We start from the raw sequence: 15,706 nt of genomic DNA, 5'->3' as shown, positions 1-15,706 counted from the left end.
TCCCTATAAAATGTAGCGGCTCAAATCTTGGTCTTGGATGATTGATCCCAACTTTTCATTTACATAGCTTTCCGTAATAGTGATTTCTCCCATTTGCATATCCGGCGCTTCAAACAATAGGTCCTCCAACAATTTTTCCAAAATCGTATGCAACCGTCGTGCCCCAATATTGTCGGTATCACGGTTTACATCAAACGCAATCTGTGCAATTCTTTCGATGGCTTCAATGGTAAAGGTGATTTCCACATTTTCAGTTTCCACCAATGCGATATATTGTTTGATCAAAGCATTATTTGGTTCGGTCAAAATTTTAACAAAATCTTCAGCAGTTAAATCTTCCAGTTCTACACGAATTGGGAAACGTCCTTGTAATTCGGGAATCAGATCACTTGGTTTTGACAAATGAAAGGCACCGGAAGCAATGAATAAGATATGATCGGTTTGTAATGCACCATATTTCGTATTGACTTGCGATCCTTCAACAATTGGTAAAATATCCCGCTGTACCCCTTCCCGAGAAACTTCTCCTGACTGCTGTGATTTCGACGTGATTTTATCGATTTCATCAATAAAAATGATTCCGTTTGATTCTGCCAAGCGAATTGCCTCACTATGAATATCCGCATCGTTAACTAATTTTGAAGATTCTTCTTGAATCAATAGTTCTCGAGCTTCTTTGACCGTCACAGTCCGTTCGATTTTTTTCTGCGGTTTCAAAGCCCCTAAGGTTTCATTCAAATCGATTCCCATCTGTTCTAAGCCGTTGTTCATCATTGGTGCGGCGGTTTTTGGTTCTTCAATCTCAATCGTTACTTCTCGATTATCCAATAATCCTTTTTCCAATTGATCGAAAATCGCTTGTCGATTGGTTTTGATTTCTTCTGTCAATTCTTCTTTTGGTTCTTCTTTGGTTTGCTGTGCAGAAAAAATATTCATCATTTGTTCATAAGGGTTACTTGATTGTTTCTTTTCTTTTTTGATTCCCGGTACCAACACTTTTACCAACCGACGATTGGCTTTTTTGACCGCCCGAGAATAGACTCGACTATATTGTTCTTTTTGAACAATTTGAATCGCATTTTCCACCAAATCACGAACCATGGACTCCACGTCACGACCGACATACCCTACTTCTGTGAATTTTGTTGCTTCAACTTTGACAAAAGGGGCCTGAACAATTTTTGCCAAGCGACGGGCAATCTCCGTTTTTCCTACACCAGTAGGTCCGATCATCAGCATATTTTTAGGCGTGATCTCTTGTCGCATTGACTCTTCCAACTGCAAACGACGGTATCGGTTCCGTAAAGCAACGGCAACTGATTTTTTTGCTGCTTGCTGACCAATAATATACTGATCCAATTCTTTCACGATTTCTTTAGGTGTTTGATTTATTGCTTGCATAAAAAGTCTCCTCACTACATTTCTTCGACAATAATATTATGATTGGTAAAGACACAAATATCTGCGGCGATGTTTAATGCATTTTCTGCAATTTCTTTTGCGGTCATTTCATGACTGCTGTAAGTTCTCATCGCACGGGCTGCGGCTAGTGCATAGTTTCCACCAGATCCGATTGCTAAAATCCCATCATCAGGAGCAATCACTTCCCCAGTTCCTGAAACCAGCAGCATTTCCTTGTCATTCATTACAATCAGCATCGCTTCCAGTTTTTGCATGGACTGCTGTGTCCGCCATTCTTGTGCTAATTCAACAGCTGCTCGTTGGAGATTGCCATTGTATTCGTTCAATTTTCCTTCAAATTTTTCTTCCAATGTGAAGGCATCTGCGACACTTCCGGCAAATCCAACAACGACTTCGCCATTATAAATACGTCGAACTTTGCGGGCGGTCCCTTTCATGACAACTTGTTCTCCCATTGTGACTTGACCGTCACCTGCCATGGCAAATTTGCCGTCTTTTTCAACAGCGCAGATCGTTGTTGAGTGAAATTGTGATTCCATTTCTTTTCCTCCTGTTTCGGTACTTAATTTTCCTGTTAATTCTTCTCTTTAAAAAAAGTAAAACGAACATCCCAGCTATACTAATCAAGCTCTAGGATGAAATTGACGATAATTTTTTTGCAAACTTTCTTTTGTCACATGCGCATAAATTTGCGTTGTGGAAAGATTGGCATGACCCAATAATTCCTGTACCGTCCGCATATCTGCGCCATTATTCAGCAAGTGAGTTGCAAACGTATGCCGTAGCATATGAGGATGGATTTTACTGTCTAAACTGCTTTTTTTGATGATTTGATTCAAAATGTATTCAATACCCGTAGCAGTAATCGGATCTCCCAGATGATTCACAAAAACAACCGAATGCGTTTTCTTTTTCTTACTCATCAAACTCACACGACCGTTTTCAATATAGGTTTCTAACGCTTGCTGTGCAAAAGAACCGAAGGGGACATAACGTTCTTTGTTTCCTTTCCCACGAATCAATAAAACTTCTCCCAACCGGTCAATATCAGTCAACTGAAGTCCGGCACACTCACTGACCCGCAAACCGGAACCGTACAAAATTTCTAATAACGCACGGTTTCGCTGCTGTAAAGGCTGATTTCCTTCAACACTGTCAAATAACGCGGCCATTTCCTTTTCGTATAAAAAGCGAGGCAGTTTTCCAGTACGTTTTTTTAGATGGATATAGGTGAAAGGATTTTCTTCAATGATTTCTTGCTTCAACAAATATTGATAGAATGAGCGTAAACTTGCGATCTTCCGACTAATGGTATTGCGGCTATATTCTTTTTCATTTAAGAAGCTTAAATATACCCGAACATCTCGATGGTCAATCGTTAAAAAGTCGCCATCACCAGAATTTTTCAAGAAGTCTGAAAAATCTTCAAAATCTTCCTGATAGGCTTTTTGCGTTTTATCAGAGTAACCTCGTTCAACGATTAAATAACGATAAAACTCCTGAGGCCAATCTTTTTCCGCCATCTTTCTCCCTCTTTTCTAGTTCGAAATAACTGTAGCATATCCGGAAAAAAAAGACAAACCAGTTGTCAGAATTTAAACAATATTTTCAAGTTTTCTCACAATTTACACAATTTCTTCACAATTTCAGAGAAAAAACGAAGGTCAATTGCCCTCGTTTTTCGCAAATTATTCGTTTATCTTACTTCTTCCAATGCGGTTAATGCCCGTTGTGCCAAAGTTTCATAGCGCATTTTTTTATCTTTGATCCGTTCAGGTAATTCTGGCAATAAGCCAAAGTTGGCATTCATTGGTTGGAAATGTTTTCCTTCTGCGTGAGTGATGTAATACGCCATGCTCCCCAACACTGTTTCTTGTGGGAAAGTCAGTGGCTCTTCTCCTTTTGCCAAACGAGCCGCATTGCGTCCTGCCAGCAAACCGCTCGCCGCACTTTCAACATAGCCTTCTACCCCTGTCATTTGACCAGCAAAAAATAAATCATTTCTTTTAGCTGATTGGTAAGTTGGCAACAGTAATTCAGGAGAGTTCATGAAGCTGTTGCGGTGCATAACACCATAACGAACAAACTCGGCCTGTTCCAGTCCCGGAATCATTTGGAAAACTCGTTTTTGCTCTCCCCATTTTAAATGCGTTTGAAAACCAACAATGTTATAAAGAGACGCTGCTGCATTATCCTGACGTAATTGAATAACCGCAAACGGACGTTTTCCTGTTTTAGGATCTTCCAAGCCAACTGGTTTCATTGGACCAAACAACATTGTCTTTGGTCCTCGACCTGCCATCACTTCGATTGGCATACAACCTTCAAAATATTTTTCTTTTTCGAATTCCTTTAGAGGGGCAACCTCTGCTTCAAGTAATGCATCGCGAAAGGCATTGAATTCCTCTTCTGTCATCGGACAATTCAGATAGGCTGCTTCCCCTTTATCATAGCGGGATTTTAAATAAACTTTCTCCATATCAATCGTGGACTTGTCAATGATCGGTGCTGCTGCATCATAAAAGTAAAAACCATCAGAACCGTTGAACTCTTTGATTGCTTCTGCAAGCGGAGCGGAAGTTAAAGGACCAGTGGCAATCACTGTGAGTCCTTCCGGAATTTCAGTGATTTCTTCTGCCATGATTGTAACATTGGGATGATTTTTTAGGCGTTCGGTTACTAATTCAGAAAAAGAATCTCGATCCACGGCTAAAGCCCCACCTGCAGGAACGGCTGTAGTATCAGCTGAAGAAACAATCACTGAATTCAAACGACGCATTTCTTCTTTTAAAACACCTACTGCATTGGCTAGACTATTTCCTCGTAGCGAGTTGGAACAAACCAATTCAGCAAAATTTTGGGAATGATGGGCTTCTGTTGATTTCTTGGGGCGCATCTCAAATAATTTTACCGGTACACCTGCTTCAGCGATTTGCCAAGCTGCTTCACTACCGGCTAACCCGGCACCAATTACATTTACGTGTGTCATAACTCATCCTCTTTTCTAGTTGGAAAAAATTAGTGCTTCCGCTTTTACAGAAGACACCAATTTTTTTTTGCAATTATTTTTGAACGTTCTCTTCATAATCCCCATTGATACAAACGACTTGCTTGCCGCCTTTTACTTTCTTCTCGACAAGATATTTGCCACATTTTGGACAATCCCTGCCAACTGGTTTATCCCAAGAAGTAAAATCACAATCTGGGTAACGGGAGCAACCATAGAATAGCCGATTTTTTTTGGATTTCCGTTCAATGACCTGTCCTTCATGACATACTGGACACACTACCCCGATTTCCTTCACGATGGGTTTTGTATTGCGGCATTCAGGGAAGTTGCTGCAGGCATAAAATTTTCCGTAACGTCCTAATTTGATTACCATCGGATGCCCACAAAGGTCACAATCAAAGCCGGCTGGTTCATCTTTAATTTGGATTTTTTCAATTTGTTCTTCGGCATTGGTCAATTCTTTTTCAAATGGGCGGTAGAAACGATCCACGACTTTGACCCAGTCTTCTTTGCCTTCTTCAACACCATCCAAGTCGCCTTCCATTTCTGCTGTAAAATTAACATCAATAATTTGCGGGAAGAATTCTTCAATCAAAGTATTGACGATTTCACCAAGTTCAGTCGGCTCAAAGCGTTTTTGCTGCAGCTTCACATAATACCGACGTTGAATCGTCTCCAATGTCGGTGCATAGGTGGAAGGCCGCCCCACCCCTTTTTCTTCCAGCGTTCGAATCAAAGTTGCCTCGCTGAAACGAGCAGGTGGTTGTGTAAAATGTTGTTTTGGTTCGATTTGAACGGATTGAACCACATCACCGACAAGTAATTCCGGCAAAATATTTTCTTTGTCTTCTTTGCCATCGTCCCGCCCTTCAACATAAACCTGCATAAAACCCTTGAATTTGATTTTTGAACCGTTGGCAATAAAGATTACGCCATTTTGTTCCAATGTCACTTTCATTGTATCCAAAACGGCCGGTGTCATTTGGCTTGCAACAAATCGTGACCAAATTAAGGTGTACAGTTTTAATTGGTCTTTGTCCAAATATTGTTTGATTTCATCAGGTGTCCGCAACACGCTTGATGGACGAACGGCTTCATGGGCATCTTGTGCCCCTTGAGCATTTTTTATTTTCCGTCCGCCATGAGCAGCAAATTCTTTGCCATACGTCGTTTCAATAAATTCAGCCGTTTCAGCTTTTGCAGATTCAGCAATCCGAGTAGAATCGGTACGCATGTAAGTGATTAATCCAACTGTTCCCTGTTTTCCTAAGGCAATTCCTTCATAAAGTTGTTGCGCAACCATCATGGTTTTTCGCGTCCGGAAGTTTAGTTTTCGAGCTGCTTCTTGTTGCATGCTGCTGGTAGTAAACGGTGCTGCCGGATTACGTTTGCGTTCTTTTTTCTCAACTTTTTTTACATCATAGTCTTTGCTGTCCAAACGGCTTGTAATCTCTTTAATACTTTCCGCATTCGGTAATTTTTTCTTTTTACCGTCAAGTCCCCAGAAATTGGCTTTGAACTTTTTGCTGCCTTTTTTAAAATTGCCGTCAATCGACCAATATTCTTCTGGAATAAATTTACGAATTTCATTTTCCCGATCAATAATCATTTTCAGCGCAACGGATTGAACCCGTCCTGCACTCAACCCTTTTTTCACTTTACGCCATAAAATCGGACTGATGGAATACCCTACCAAACGGTCCAACACACGACGGGCTTGTTGGGCATCCACGAGATCGAGATCAATGGATCGAGGCTCTTTGAAGGCCGCTTTGACTGCCTCCTTAGTGATTTCATTGAAAACCACCCGATTCTTATCTGCTAAATCTAAATTAAGCAAATGGGCTAAATGCCATGCAATTGCTTCCCCTTCTCTATCCGGGTCACTTGCGAGATAAACTTTTTGGGCTTTTTTTGCCGCACTGCGCAATCCCTTGATAACATCGCCTTTCCCACGAATGGAGATGTAATGAGGTTCATAATTATTTTCAACATCGATTCCCATTTTGCTCTTTGGTAAATCTCGAATATGACCGACACTTGCAACGACTTTGTAATTTCTGCCGAGATATTTTTCAATTGTTTTTGCTTTCGCAGGTGATTCAACGATCACCAGATATTTGTACGCCATAAATAAAAATGGCTCCTCTCTTAACTTTTTCTACTATATTATATACTGTTTTGTGCAAGTTATGCTTCTATACAAATCGTAGCTTATCATATCCATTAGAAAAACGTTTGTCAAGAAAGGCGAAACACTTTTATTCAAAATTCGGCAATTCCTCAAGAATATCTGCAAGAGTTACAACACATTTTGCGCCGTCTTGGATCAACCGATGACACCCGGTGGAACGACCATTTAACAAGTCCCCCGGAAAGGCAAAGACTTCTCTGCCATTTTCCAAAGCCAGTTGCGCCGTAATCAGTGAACCACTACGTTCTTTGGCTTCAATCACACAGATTCCCTGACACAAACCGGCAATGATTCGATTCCGCATGGGAAAATGATGCTTTTTGGCTCCTGTTCCCTTCGGATACTCACTGATAATCAAATGATTTTCCTTCATTTCGGAATAAATAGGAAACGCTTCTTTCGGGTAACATTGATCGACGCCCGTTCCCACTACGCCAATTGTGTAGCCCTCTGCCTGAATCGTTCCGTGATGACTGTAACTATCGATTCCTTTTGCCAATCCGCTGATGATTCCATAATTTTCCCGTACAAGACCCGGAACAAATTGTTCTACAAGCCGTCTGCCATAGGAGGAAGCATCCCGCGCACCCACAACCGCAAGCAGCGGCAATTGGAGGCGTTGGATATGGCCTTCGTAAAATAAAATCAGTGGCGGATGGGGAATTTCTTTCAACAACACCGGATAGTCCTCGGAGAAAAAGGTAATAAATTTTTGTTTTGCTGCTTGCTCTTGAATAAAATCCGGTGTCAATTTTTGCCACGACTCTTTTATCACCTGAGAATAATTATTGACTCCAACAATTTCCACAACTTCCTGTGCCGAAAACGCCATCTGCTGAAACTTCATTGCAAACTGGACCATTTTCCATTTGCCGACAATTCCTAATCCTTTGCAATAGGTCAACCTAAAAATAAATTCTTCAATTGTTGTCAAAAAAATCCCTTCTTTCTTTGAATTCTTCAAAAGAAAGTTCGCAGAAAGAAAGGAATATTTTTTAAAGATATTTTTTTACCGGACCGAATGTTTTTCGATGAATCGGCGTCATGCCATATTTTTCCAGACCAGCTAAGTGTTCTTTCGTTCCGTAGCCGGCATTGCGATTGAAACCGTAATAAGGATAAACTTTATGGTATTCTACCATCAGCTGATCCCGAAATTCTTTGGCAACGATACTGGCAGCAGCAATCGAAATTGAACGAGCATCCCCTTTGATGATTTTATCTTGGGGGATCGCTAAATCCAATGCCATCGCGTCAATCAATAAGTGGGTGGGTTGGATAGCCAAATCATGAACTGCTAAGGTCATCGCTTTACGGCTGGCTTGGTAAATATTGACTTTATCGATTTCTTCATGATCGACTACGCCAATTCCGATGGCTAATGCCTGTTCCTGAATCTGATCAAATAATTCGGCACGTTTTTGATGGGATAATTGTTTGGAATCATTTAATCCAAGAATTTGGACATTCGTTGGTAAAATTACCGCAGCTGAGACAACTGGACCCGCCAACGGTCCCCGCCCAACTTCATCGATACCAGCGATAAATCGGTGACCTTGAGTAATTAGGTTTTTCTCAAACTGGCTCATAAGCTCATACTGAGCAATCAACTGTTCTTGTTTCACTATGCGTTTTTCAAATTGTTGAAGCAATTTTTGAACCCCTGCACGGGCGTCTTGCCGCAATTCAGAAAGGTAGGGATTCTCCCGTTCACTGATTTGATTAAGTTTTTCTTTTATTTGCTGAATGGATTCATTTTTCATCCAATGTGTCTCCTGCTTCTTCGTATCGGTCGAGCGTAAATCGCCCCATTTTTCCATGGCGAATATCAAAAATAATCAACTCACTCCCCCGCTCATAATCATCCCGCAATCCTTTTTTTGCGGTGATGCTCATTAATAATTCAGGAGCTAATTGTTCTTCCTCTTCTTTTGACAGCTGATATCGTTCTGCAATTTTTCCCGGATAATAGCGGGAAAAAAAATCCAATCCGTATAAAGCGATATCGTCCAAATGCAGCAGTTGATCTTTGATTGCCCCGGTTAATGCCAATTTTTTTCCAATCATCGCATCTTCAAATTTTGGCCAAAGAATTCCCGGTGTATCCAACAATTCTAATTCACTACCAGAGCGCAACCACTGTTGACCTTTTGTAACTCCAGGTTTATTTCCCGTCTGTGCAATTTTTTTCCCCACAAGTCGATTCATCAAGGTCGATTTTCCCACGTTAGGAATACCGATAACCATCGCTCGAATTGCTCGTGGTCTGATTCCTCGCGCTTTATCTCTGGCAATTTTTTCCTGAAGTGCCTGTTTTGCCTTACCAACGATTGCTTTGACTCCTTGATTTTCCTGGGCATTGATCGCTAACGTTGGAAATCCCTGTGCTTCAAAATATCCTTGCCATTTTTTTGTTTGGATTGGATCAGCCAAATCTGCTTTGTTCAATAGAACCAATCGTGGCTTTTGTTGCAAAATTTGATCCATCATCGGATTTCTAGAAGAAAGGGGCAAGCGAGCATCCACCAATTCAAAAACAATATCAACAAATTTTAATTTTTCACTTACTTCCCGTTTGGCCTTTGCCATGTGACCGGGAAACCATTGAATCGTCGTCATTTATTTTTCCTTTCCTGTCTATCATATATTTTCTCTGCTAAATAAAAGTCTTTAAAAAAACTTTTTATCGTACTATGCAATAAATTTCCAATGAGGCAGCGGATAATAGACAATCCGTGCCTTTCCTAAGATATCTGTATTTTGAATGGAACCAAAAGAACGGCTGTCTTTAGAAACCCGCCGATTATCACCCAATACAAAATAACTGTTCTCTCCCAACGCAACTTCTCCTGTCAATTCCTGGAGAGAAAAATCATTCGTATAGGATGAATCACCGGAATCACTGCGCCTATTTTTTGTTAAAAATGGTTCATCAACTGGTTTGCCGTTGATGTACAATTGATCTTGTTTATAGGCGATGACATCACCGGGTAGACCAATCACTCGCTTTATGTAAGTAGTTCCGCTTGGTAATTGAAAAACCACCACATCAAAACGGCGAATTGGGGATATTTTTTCCACCAGTACCATATCCCCTTGGTCCAATGTTTTCTCCATGGAGTTTCCTTCAACGGGAACCGGAATCAGGAGAAAGCCACGAATCACAATCGCGATCATAAAAGCCAAAATCGCATATTTGCAAATCACCCAGAATACATCCAAATATTTTTTCTTCACTGATTCTCCTCCCATCATAAAAACGCCACTTCATTTTTTATTTACTCTGTTTTGCTAATTCGTCTAATCCTGTTAAATAGGCCTGATCCTGCGTTTGCAGTTTTTTAGTAATCAGTGCTTCAATTTGTGTAGCAGTTTTTTCTTCCACTTCTCCTGTTACGTCTAATTGATATTTTTCTTGTAACTCTTTGACTGCCACCGAGGTTTTTTCATTGAATAAACTACCGCTCGTATCATAATCAAGGGCATTTAAAAATTGATTCAAGGTAGATACGTCATCGGAATCCTGCCCTGCTTTCAATGTTTCATCCCGTGGCAGGGGCGGTAGATAGGCATACTTAGGATAGTCTGCTTCAATCGTCGGCTTGAGACCTTTTTCGTGAATCCAATCTCCAGAAGGTGTCAACCATTTCATGATGGTTAATTTGATTTCACTTTCGTCTCCTAAATCAGCAATGCTTTGAACGGTTCCTTTTCCAAAAGTCGTTGTCCCGATTACCGGAACATTCGCCGATTCCTTTAAAGCCGCAGCAAAAATTTCGGCGGCTGAGGCGGAACCACTATCTACTAAAACTACAACCGGTTCTTTGACTTTAAATCCGTTGTCTAATTTTTCACTGGCTTTTGCCGTTGAGACAACACCTTCCGAGTCAGCAAATTCAACAATCGTTTTGCCGTTTTCTAAGAACATACTGGACATTTGTTCTACTTGATCCAATAAACCGCCAGGATTTTGCCGAACATCTAACAGAAAAGAAGTTGCTCCGTCTTTTCTCAAAGCCTCAATGGCTGTTTTTAATTCATTGGTGGTTCCTTCGCCAAAACTGGTGATTTGAATCACCCCTACCTTTGGATGATCCGCAGCAATTTCCCCATGAACCGTTTCCAGAGGAATAGTGTCCCGAACTAAGGTGACAGTAAATTGTTTTTGCCCCCGTTGAATGGTCAGTTTGACCTTTGTTCCTTTTTCCCCACGAATTTCTTGAACAACTTCGGTCAATTCTTTGCCCGCGGTTTCTTTGTCATCCACTTTTAAAATCTGATCTTTTGCTCGTAGTCCAGCTTTTTCGGCAGGTGTTCCTTTGATGGGCGCCTGTGCGATTTGTGGAATTTTATCCACCAGCGCCAAGGTTGCTCCGATTCCTTCGAAGCTGTCAGACAAAGATTGATCCAACTCCGTGGCATCCTCTTGGTTCAAATAGGTCGTGTAAGGATCATCCAATGCTTCTGCCATCCCGCTCAAAGCACCTTCAATCAACTTCTCCTTATCAACATCTTTATAATAATTATCTGTGACAGTTTGATATAGATCATGTACCTTTTGCAATTCGTCACCATCTGTGGCTGTCTCACTTTTTTCTGCTTGTGCATCACTGTTTCGTTGGAAGAGAATTCCTCCACCACCAAAAATAATTGCAACACAAATCATGGAAATCATGTATTTATAAAAAGGAATCCCTTGCTTCATTTTTTCCTCCAGCTTTCTATCTTTCTCGCTAGTTTTGACCGTTTTCTTTTTTTAGCGTCTGTTTTATTTTAGCATAGTTTCTCCGGTTTGCTATGAAAAAAATTGATTATTCAAACTTTCTCAAAGACTTTTCTGAAAAAAAAAACTGATAAAATCAGCAGTGGATTTTATCAGTTTTTTTTTTTATTTTCTTCAAGATATCTTTCCCATAGACGATCAAAAATATCCATCGTTGGCAGATAATCCACACTCATCTCCAAATAAGTAGATAATTCGTGGTAATCCGTCGACTGTTTTGGAAATTGGATATCGTGGCTCGCATGGGTGGCGAAAACCTGTGCTTCATCACGGTGATTCGGTCCCTTGACGGCCATTAAATAGTGGTAAAAACTTTTATACATCCAAGTTCCCCCAATTTTTTTCTACAAAAGCAGCACGCCGAGCATGATTTCGGGCAAAATTTTCTGGATTTTTCTTATAATATTCTTGATGATAATCCTCCGCCGGATAAAAAACTTGTGCCGGTTCAATCGCAGTCACTATTGGTCGATCAAAGCGACCACTGGCTTGCAACTCTTCCTTACTTTGCTGAGCGATTGCCTTTTGCTCCTTTGTCGTATAAAAAATCACGGGACGATAATTGTCGCCACGATCCTCAAATTGCCCAAAAGCATCGGTTGGATCTGTCTGCTGCCAGTAAATATCCACTAACGATTGATAACTAAAAATTTCTGGGTCAAAAATGATTTCAACCGCTTCTGTATGTCCCGTCGTATGACTGCATACTTGTTCATAGGTTGGGTGAGGAACATGTCCGCCAGTATATCCTGAAACGACTGAATAAATCCCTGGCGTTTCATCAAAAGGTTGAACCATGCACCAAAAACACCCACCGGCAAAAATTGCTCTTTCCACAATAAAACACTCCTTTTTAAGTATCAGAATTCACTCTATAACATCGTTCTACGAAAAATAAGAACAATTCACTTATTTTTTAGTTGCTGGTAAATACAAACTAATCTGGATTTCATCGTCCACAAGATTTATTTTGTTCGCCCGCATGAATAATCCGTTTTGCATTCGAAACTGATCCAAACGAATCATGATATTCTCATCATCGGGATTGACTTCGATCCATTTTGGAAATTTATAACTGCGTTTGACCATGCTCATAACCTCTTTGAGCGGCAAACCTAACGTACCGATGGACAGACTTTTAGCTCGTAATTGAACATTGCCGTTATCCATGACATATGGATCAAAATATAAATAAAATTGAACCGGGAACCCCAACACCTTGAACTCTCCCGTCAGCATTGCTTCATTTTCTAAAGTGAATTCATATTTTACATCCGAATCCTTTTGAAATTCTTCCAAATAAAAATCAATCAACTCATTGACTTGCTTTTTATTGCTGTTGATCGTCAATACGGGCGTTCCCTGACGCTCAACAATAGCTGGTGTTTTTTTATAGTTCGGTTCGCGATTGGCAAAAATACGGGAACCAAAGAAAAAACCGGTACCTAATACAAGTGCCACTAAAAGCAAAAAGGCAGAGCGCCAAGGATTTTTCACCCGAAACTTCCACATTTTCTTTTGCGGCTGTTTTCTTTTCGGTGTCTTTTCCATTAGTTTTGCTCCTTTATCCATTCATCTTGTGTTTTAATCAATTCATCTCGTACCGTATTAGCCATCAATTGATAGCCAATGTTATTGGGATGAAATTTATCGCCATCATAAAGAACATTGTTATCCACAATCGACAGCTTATTACCTTCAGAAGAACTGTTGTCCGTTTCTTCCAATTCACTGGTAATACCAACTTTATCATCTAATCCTTGATACAGCAAATCATTGATTGGAATAAAATACGCAGATGTTCCCTCCGTAAGAGCTTTTTCAGTTGCTGCGTTCCAGTTGTCAACAATCGTCTGCATGTCCGTGATTTCAGGGAAATTAAGATAAAAAGGATTGTAGATGCCAAGCACATAAATGGGTGCCTGTTGATTCAAGGTACGAATTTCATCCAACAATTCCGTCACCCGTGCTTGGTATTTTTTGATTGGTTTATTAAACGTTTTAATCGTCAAACCAAAAAAATTATCTTGGATGACCTTCATCAAATCATTTCCACCAACAGTTAAGGTAATAAAGTCTGCTGATTTCAGATTCTCCTGAATGGATGTATCCTTCTTCATTCGTTTCAAAATTTGATCACTGCGTTCTCCAGCGACTCCATAATTTTCGACTTCAACACTAGTTAAATTGTATCGGCTTTGAATATCATCGGCTACGATGGGAACAAAACCACCTCGATTAGTTTGATCTCCAATACCTTCTGTCAAAGAATCGCCGATTGCTACATAGTGTACTTTTGGTTTCTTATCCGAGTCCTTGTCAGAAGCCACAACCGGTTCTAGCCGTGCTTGTTCCTTTGGGATTGCCTGATTTAACACAAAAAAGATTAGCAATGCTCCGATGACTACCAATAATAGATGAATAATACCTTTCATTATTTTCAAAAAAATCCCGCTCCAATTAACGCATTCGTTTCTTTTTTTCTTATAAGTATAAAGCATTTTAGCAAAAAAAAGCTAAAAAAGGTAGTTTTCTCCCAGAAAGTTTACTGAAATTAGAAATTTCTAAATGTTATGTACAAGAAAATGCAACTCAAAGGATTGTCCTTCAAGCTGCATCATTTAATTATTCCGTGTAATACATAATGGCAAACGCACCTTCGCCTGTATGGGTAGCGATGATTGGTGTGGTTTGCAGTAATGGGATGTGCATGTCTGGGAACAGCACCTGTAATTCTGATTTGAATTTTTCTGTCAATTCAAGCCCCGCAGCGTGGGAAATCCCGATTTGCTTTACATTGGGTAGTTCTTTCAATTCTTCTTTTAGCTGATCGAACCATTTCGTGAATGTCTTTGCTCCACGTCCCTTGACTACCGGAACCAATTCCGAATGATCAAAGTCCATCACGACCCGCATGTTTAACAAATTGGATAGAATTCCGGTCGCACGACTGATTCGTCCCCCTTTTACCAAATTGTTCAACGTAGAAACACCAATATATAATTTGGTGTTTTCCCGCACCCGTTCTACTTCGTCTAAAACCTCAGTAATTTCTTTACCGGCTTGTGCCAACTCAGCTGCTCGAATAACTTGAAAAGATAATCCCTGATCGGTCGTGTCGCTATCAATAACGGTTACACTGCTTTTTGAAAGAGTGCTGGCTTGTCTTGCTGCTTCGACAGTTCCACTTAACCCTTTCGTCATATGAATAGACAACACCTTGCTGCCGTCTTTGCCTAATTCATCGTAAAGATCGACAAATTGTCCAATTGGTGGTTGACTTGTTTTAGGCAATTCCTTTGCGTTTTTCATCATTTCCATAAATTTCTCGCCACTCAAATTGTCGTCATCTGGATAAACAACTCCATCAATCATGACGGATAACGGCATCACATGAATATTCAAACGATCCCGAACACTTTTTTCCATTGTGCAAGAAGAATCTGTTACTATCTTAAGTTTTATCATTGTTTGTCCACTCTCTCTTTAAAACTGGATATACTTCATGTTAGAATACGGTTAAACCTTATCTATTTCAAGTATAACAGAGAGAAATCAAATTTTCATCTTATTTAGAAAAGAAGGAGGACGCTTTCATGGAAAATTCAAAATTTAGTCGCAAATACCTCATTTTAAATGAAGTATTGAATGCGGTCACCCACGGAATCGGCTTTGGCTTGAGCGTAGCTGGTCTCGTTGTTTTATTGGTGAGGGGTGTACGAATGGGGTCGGCGATCCATGTGGTGTCTTATGCCTTATATGGTTCAATGATGATTTTACTTTTTTTATGTTCTACACTTTTTCATAGTTTGATTTTTACTAAAGCAAAAAAAGTTTTTCAAGTGTTCGATCATGATTCAATTTTTCTTTTGATTGCCGGCAGCTACACGCCTTATTGTCTGCTAAGCATTAGAGGATGGCTGGGTTGGACCTTATTTGTCTTGATTTGGACTATGGCGATCAGCGGTGTCGTTTATAAGTCCATTACCTTACATCGAAAAGAAACCGTTTCTAAAATTTCAACGATTATCTACATCATTATGGGTTGGTTATGTATCCTTGCTGCCAAACAATTACTAGCATCACTGGGGATTATAGGAACAGCTTTATTGGTGGGCGGAGGCGTTTCTTATACAGTGGGTGCCTTCTTTTATAGCATGAAACACATCCGCTTCATGCATGTCATCTGGCATCTGTTCGTGATGTTGGGTGCCGGGTTGATTTATTTTTCCATATTATTTTTTACCTGATTTCACAAAAAGACGACACTTTTCAAAAATGAAAAGCATCGTCTTTT

16 protein-coding genes are annotated in these 15,706 nt (G+C 40.2%); 1 reads left to right on the top strand and 15 read right to left on the bottom strand.

The window, feature by feature from the left end:
* Positions 1-3: 3 nt before the first annotated feature.
* The 15 genes from hslU to BN1875_RS11750 all read right to left on the bottom strand — a co-directional run bounded on the left by hslU (position 4) and on the right by BN1875_RS11750 (position 14,877).
* The gene (gene hslU / locus BN1875_RS11820; protein ID WP_048605034.1) at positions 4-1,401 is read right to left on the bottom strand and encodes an ATP-dependent protease ATPase subunit HslU; all 1,398 of its coding nucleotides are present in this window, start codon (positions 1,399-1,401) and stop codon (positions 4-6) included.
* A 14-nt stretch (positions 1,402-1,415) separates the two neighbouring features.
* Positions 1,416-1,961 carry an ATP-dependent protease subunit HslV gene (gene hslV / locus BN1875_RS11815; RefSeq protein ID WP_048605033.1) on the bottom strand — a complete coding sequence of 182 codons (546 nt, stop codon included), beginning with the start codon at positions 1,959-1,961 and terminating at the stop codon, positions 1,416-1,418.
* A gap of 84 nt (positions 1,962-2,045) precedes the next feature.
* On the bottom strand, positions 2,046-2,945 hold the full coding sequence (gene xerC, locus BN1875_RS11810) for a tyrosine recombinase XerC (RefSeq protein WP_048605032.1): 900 nt from the start codon (positions 2,943-2,945) through the stop codon (positions 2,046-2,048).
* Between the two features lie 173 nt (positions 2,946-3,118).
* On the bottom strand, positions 3,119-4,411 hold the full coding sequence (trmFO, locus tag BN1875_RS11805; protein WP_048605031.1) for an FADH(2)-oxidizing methylenetetrahydrofolate--tRNA-(uracil(54)-C(5))-methyltransferase TrmFO: 1,293 nt from the start codon (positions 4,409-4,411) through the stop codon (positions 3,119-3,121).
* Positions 4,412-4,484: 73 nt separating this feature from the next.
* Positions 4,485-6,563 carry a type I DNA topoisomerase gene (topA, locus tag BN1875_RS11800; protein WP_048605030.1) on the bottom strand — a complete coding sequence of 693 codons (2,079 nt, stop codon included), beginning with the start codon at positions 6,561-6,563 and terminating at the stop codon, positions 4,485-4,487.
* 130 nt (positions 6,564-6,693) lie between these two features.
* On the bottom strand, positions 6,694-7,560 hold the full coding sequence (gene dprA / locus BN1875_RS11795; protein WP_048605029.1) for a DNA-processing protein DprA: 867 nt from the start codon (positions 7,558-7,560) through the stop codon (positions 6,694-6,696).
* 61 nt (positions 7,561-7,621) lie between these two features.
* Entirely contained in the window at positions 7,622-8,389 is a 768-nt protein-coding gene (locus tag BN1875_RS11790; protein WP_048605028.1) for a ribonuclease HII, read from the bottom strand.
* On the bottom strand, positions 8,379-9,245 hold the full coding sequence (gene ylqF, locus BN1875_RS11785) for a ribosome biogenesis GTPase YlqF (protein WP_048605027.1): 867 nt from the start codon (positions 9,243-9,245) through the stop codon (positions 8,379-8,381). Before ylqF ends, BN1875_RS11790 begins: the two co-directional genes overlap by 11 nt.
* A 72-nt stretch (positions 9,246-9,317) precedes the next feature.
* The gene (gene lepB / locus BN1875_RS11780; protein ID WP_069959653.1) at positions 9,318-9,878 is read right to left on the bottom strand and encodes a signal peptidase I; all 561 of its coding nucleotides are present in this window, start codon (positions 9,876-9,878) and stop codon (positions 9,318-9,320) included.
* A 22-nt stretch (positions 9,879-9,900) separates the two neighbouring features.
* Positions 9,901-11,331, bottom strand: coding sequence for a S41 family peptidase (locus BN1875_RS11775; protein WP_048605025.1), 1,431 nt, complete (start codon positions 11,329-11,331; stop codon positions 9,901-9,903).
* A 170-nt stretch (positions 11,332-11,501) separates the two neighbouring features.
* Positions 11,502-11,732, bottom strand: coding sequence for a YozE family protein (locus BN1875_RS11770; RefSeq protein WP_048605024.1), 231 nt, complete (start codon positions 11,730-11,732; stop codon positions 11,502-11,504).
* Positions 11,725-12,246 carry a peptide-methionine (S)-S-oxide reductase MsrA gene (gene msrA / locus BN1875_RS11765; RefSeq protein WP_048605023.1) on the bottom strand — a complete coding sequence of 174 codons (522 nt, stop codon included), beginning with the start codon at positions 12,244-12,246 and terminating at the stop codon, positions 11,725-11,727. The genes BN1875_RS11770 and msrA overlap by 8 nt, the downstream gene beginning before the upstream one ends.
* A gap of 72 nt (positions 12,247-12,318) precedes the next feature.
* On the bottom strand, positions 12,319-12,960 hold the full coding sequence (locus BN1875_RS11760) for a YpmS family protein (RefSeq protein ID WP_048605022.1): 642 nt from the start codon (positions 12,958-12,960) through the stop codon (positions 12,319-12,321).
* On the bottom strand, positions 12,960-13,853 hold the full coding sequence (locus tag BN1875_RS11755; RefSeq protein ID WP_048605341.1) for an SGNH/GDSL hydrolase family protein: 894 nt from the start codon (positions 13,851-13,853) through the stop codon (positions 12,960-12,962). Before BN1875_RS11755 ends, BN1875_RS11760 begins: the two co-directional genes overlap by 1 nt.
* 181 nt (positions 13,854-14,034) lie before the next feature.
* A complete protein-coding gene (locus tag BN1875_RS11750; RefSeq protein WP_048605021.1) occupies positions 14,035-14,877 on the bottom strand; it encodes a DegV family protein in 843 nt (280 codons plus the stop codon).
* A 128-nt stretch (positions 14,878-15,005) separates the two neighbouring features.
* Here BN1875_RS11750 and trhA point away from each other — a divergent pair, with 128 nt between their 5' ends.
* On the top strand, positions 15,006-15,659 hold the full coding sequence (gene trhA, locus BN1875_RS11745; RefSeq protein WP_048605020.1) for a PAQR family membrane homeostasis protein TrhA: 654 nt from the start codon (positions 15,006-15,008) through the stop codon (positions 15,657-15,659).
* The last annotated feature ends 47 nt before the right edge of the window (positions 15,660-15,706 follow it).

The organism is Enterococcus massiliensis (assembly GCF_001050095.1).
GTDB classification, from domain to species: domain Bacteria; phylum Bacillota; class Bacilli; order Lactobacillales; family Enterococcaceae; genus Enterococcus_C; species Enterococcus_C songbeiensis.
Note: the sequence above shows the minus strand (reverse complement) of the source record. Positions and strands in the feature narration are given on the sequence as shown.

What these genes read in the sequence shown, in the direction of transcription:
- hslU (WP_048605034.1), bottom strand. Translation starts at nt 1,401, where the DNA reads ATGCAAGCAATAAATCAAACACCTAAAGAAATCGTGAAAGAATTGGAT.
- hslV (WP_048605033.1), bottom strand. Translation starts at nt 1,961, where the DNA reads ATGGAATCACAATTTCACTCAACAACGATCTGCGCTGTTGAAAAAGAC.
- xerC (WP_048605032.1), bottom strand. Translation starts at nt 2,945, where the DNA reads ATGGCGGAAAAAGATTGGCCTCAGGAGTTTTATCGTTATTTAATCGTT.
- trmFO (WP_048605031.1), bottom strand. Translation starts at nt 4,411, where the DNA reads ATGACACACGTAAATGTAATTGGTGCCGGGTTAGCCGGTAGTGAAGCA.
- topA (WP_048605030.1), bottom strand. Translation starts at nt 6,563, where the DNA reads ATGGCGTACAAATATCTGGTGATCGTTGAATCACCTGCGAAAGCAAAA.
- BN1875_RS11790 (WP_048605028.1), bottom strand. Translation starts at nt 8,389, where the DNA reads ATGAAAAATGAATCCATTCAGCAAATAAAAGAAAAACTTAATCAAATC.
- ylqF (WP_048605027.1), bottom strand. Translation starts at nt 9,245, where the DNA reads ATGACGACGATTCAATGGTTTCCCGGTCACATGGCAAAGGCCAAACGG.
- lepB (WP_069959653.1), bottom strand. Translation starts at nt 9,878, where the DNA reads ATGGGAGGAGAATCAGTGAAGAAAAAATATTTGGATGTATTCTGGGTG.
- BN1875_RS11775 (WP_048605025.1), bottom strand. Translation starts at nt 11,331, where the DNA reads ATGAAGCAAGGGATTCCTTTTTATAAATACATGATTTCCATGATTTGT.
- BN1875_RS11770 (WP_048605024.1), bottom strand. Translation starts at nt 11,732, where the DNA reads ATGTATAAAAGTTTTTACCACTATTTAATGGCCGTCAAGGGACCGAAT.
- BN1875_RS11760 (WP_048605022.1), bottom strand. Translation starts at nt 12,960, where the DNA reads ATGGAAAAGACACCGAAAAGAAAACAGCCGCAAAAGAAAATGTGGAAG.
- BN1875_RS11750 (WP_048605021.1), bottom strand. Translation starts at nt 14,877, where the DNA reads ATGATAAAACTTAAGATAGTAACAGATTCTTCTTGCACAATGGAAAAA.
- trhA (WP_048605020.1), top strand. Translation starts at nt 15,006, where the DNA reads ATGGAAAATTCAAAATTTAGTCGCAAATACCTCATTTTAAATGAAGTA.